Source organism: Methyloversatilis discipulorum (genome assembly GCF_018780585.1).
Classification (GTDB): domain Bacteria; phylum Pseudomonadota; class Gammaproteobacteria; order Burkholderiales; family Rhodocyclaceae; genus Methyloversatilis; species Methyloversatilis discipulorum_B.
This window is the reverse complement of the sequence record NZ_JADMJL010000074.1, coordinates 1-2,428: the sequence shown is the minus strand read 5'-3', so window position 1 is coordinate 2,428 and position 2,428 is coordinate 1. Positions and strand designations below refer to the sequence as shown.

General features: G+C 67.5%; 2 protein-coding genes. Both read left to right on the top strand.

Annotated elements, in window-relative coordinates:
* A partial coding sequence (locus tag IV112_RS21175) for an SEC-C metal-binding domain-containing protein (protein ID WP_304007094.1) occupies positions 1-812 on the top strand: 812 nt, incomplete at its 5' end.
* A gap of 89 nt (positions 813-901) precedes the next feature.
* Positions 902-2,080 (top strand): aminotransferase class I/II-fold pyridoxal phosphate-dependent enzyme, encoded by a 1,179-nt coding sequence (locus IV112_RS21170; protein ID WP_304007092.1) that lies wholly within the window; start codon positions 902-904, stop codon positions 2,078-2,080.
* Positions 2,081-2,428 lie beyond the last annotated feature (348 nt).

Below are 2,428 nucleotides of genomic sequence, written 5' to 3'. Positions count from 1 at the left end.
TCCGCAAGCAGCTGCTCGAATACGACGACGTGTCGAACGACCAGCGCAAGGTGATTTACGAACAGCGCAACGCGCTGCTCGAAGCCGAGAACATTTCGGAAACCATCACGGCGATGCGCCACAGCGTGCTCGAAGACACCTTCCGCCAGTACGCGCCGGCGGAAAGCGTCGAGGAGCAGTGGGATCTGGCCGGTGCCCAGGCCGCCTTCCTGTCCGAGTTCCGCATCGATACGCCGTTCGCGGAATGGGTGTCGGCCGAGCCCAATCTCGCCGACGAGGACCTGCTCAAGCGTGCGCAGGACCTGTCGGACGAGCAGTACGCGGTCAAGGTCGCACTGGTCGGTGGCGACTCCTTCAGCCAGTTCGAACGCAATGTGATGCTGCAGAGTCTGGACAGCCACTGGCGCGAACACCTCGCCGCGCTCGATCACCTGCGCCAGGGCATCCATCTGCGCGGCTATGCGCAGAAGAACCCGAAGCAGGAGTACAAGCGCGAAGCCTTCGAACTGTTCGAAAGCCTGCTCGATCAGGTGCGCGGCGAAGTCACCCGCGTACTGATGAACGTCGAGATCCGCTCGCCGGAACAGATCGAGGAAAGCGAACCGACACCGCCGCCGCTCGACAACATGCGTTTCACCCACGCCGACTTCGACCCGGCGATGGCCGGCGAAGGCGTCGACCCGCTGGCACCGCCGGCAGGCAACAACGCGCCGGCACAGCCGGCTGCCGCAGGCCCCAAGGTCGGCCGCAACGACCCCTGCCCCTGCGGCTCGGGCAAGAAGTACAAGCAGTGCCACGGCCGCCTCGCCTGAGCCCGGTCATGCAATGACGGAGGCGGCCTGCGGGCCGCCTTTTTCTTTGCTGCAACAGGCAGGCACCACATGTGGAGATGATCGGTCGCATGAAAGCATCGCAACGCGCTCAGTCGATATCGCCCTTCTTCGCGATGGAGATCGGCAAGCAGGCCGCCGCACTCGAGGCGCAGGGCCATCGCGTGATCAAGCTGAACATCGGCGAACCCGATTTCGGCGCGCCGCCGGCGGTCATCCGCGCGATGCGCGACCTGATGGACGGCCGCCCGATGCCCTACACGGCGGCGCTTGGCCTGCCCGAACTGCGACAGGCCATCGCCGGCTTCTACCGGCAGATGCACGGCGTCGACGTCCCCGCCTCACGCATCGTCGTCACCGCCGGCGCCTCCGCCGCACTGCTGCTGGTGACCGCGGCGCTGGTCGATCCGGGCGACGAAGTGCTCGTCGGAGACCCGTCCTACCCCTGCAACCGGCAGTTTCTCGGCAGCTTCGGCGCATGCGTGAAGCTCGTCCCGACGACCGCCGCCACGCGCTACCAGCTCGACGCCGCGACCGTGCAGGCGAACTGGAGCGACGCCACCCGCGGACTGATGCTGGCGACGCCGTCGAATCCGACCGGCACCGCGGTGCCGCCGGCCGAACTCGCGGCGATCTGCGACTGGGCGCGCCGCCACGATGCCTGGCGCATCATCGATGAGATCTATCTGAACCTGCAGGACGCCGACGCGCAGGGGCGGCCGGCGCAGACCGTGCTCGCGACCGACCCCGACGCCTTCGTCATCAACAGTTTTTCCAAGTACTTCGGCATGACCGGCTGGCGCCTCGGCTGGTGCGTGATTCCGGAGGCCATGGTGCCGGTGGTCGAGCGGCTGGCGCAGAACTTCTACATCTGCCCGCCGACGCCGGCGCAGTTCGCCGCGCTGGCCTGCTTCACGCCGGAGTCGATCGCGGTCTGCGAGTCGCGCCGCAGCGAATTCGCGCAGCGCCGCGCGCAGGTGATCGCGGGCCTGGCGGGCATCGGCCTGCCGGTCGACGTGCCACCGGACGGCGCCTTCTACGCCTGGTTCGACGTGCGCCACACCGGGCTGGATGCCTGGACCTTCTGCCAGCGCGCACTGCAGGAGGCCCACGTTGCGCTGACGCCCGGCCGCGACTTCAGCGAACTCGACCCGGAACGCCACGTCCGCCTGTCCTGCGCCGCGTCGTCCGACGAACTGACGGAAGGTTTGTCGCGCTTGGGCAGATTCGTCGCCGATCTGCGGCCGTAACGGCGCGGCGCACGCGTTAGCGGCAGGAGTTCGAGCCCCCAGGGTTTTGTGGGAGCGAGCTTGCTCGCGATTGCGGCCTGTAACGACGCCCGCGGCTGTTTCCGGCCGCGTCGCGGCCAAGGCCGCTCCCACAGGGAATGCGCCCGAATCGTTGCCAGCGAGGGGGTTCTTGTGGGAGGGGTCTTCTGACCCCGACAGCAGCGGTGACATGTGCCCAGCGCCGGCTCGAGGTGCTGTCGGCAGCAAAGGCGGCCTCCCATAAAGATCCCTCGCCCGGTCCTGTGCCGAAGACAGTGGGAGATTCTATGTTCCGGCGCAAGCGCTTTCGTGCTGTCTCGGGACATAGTC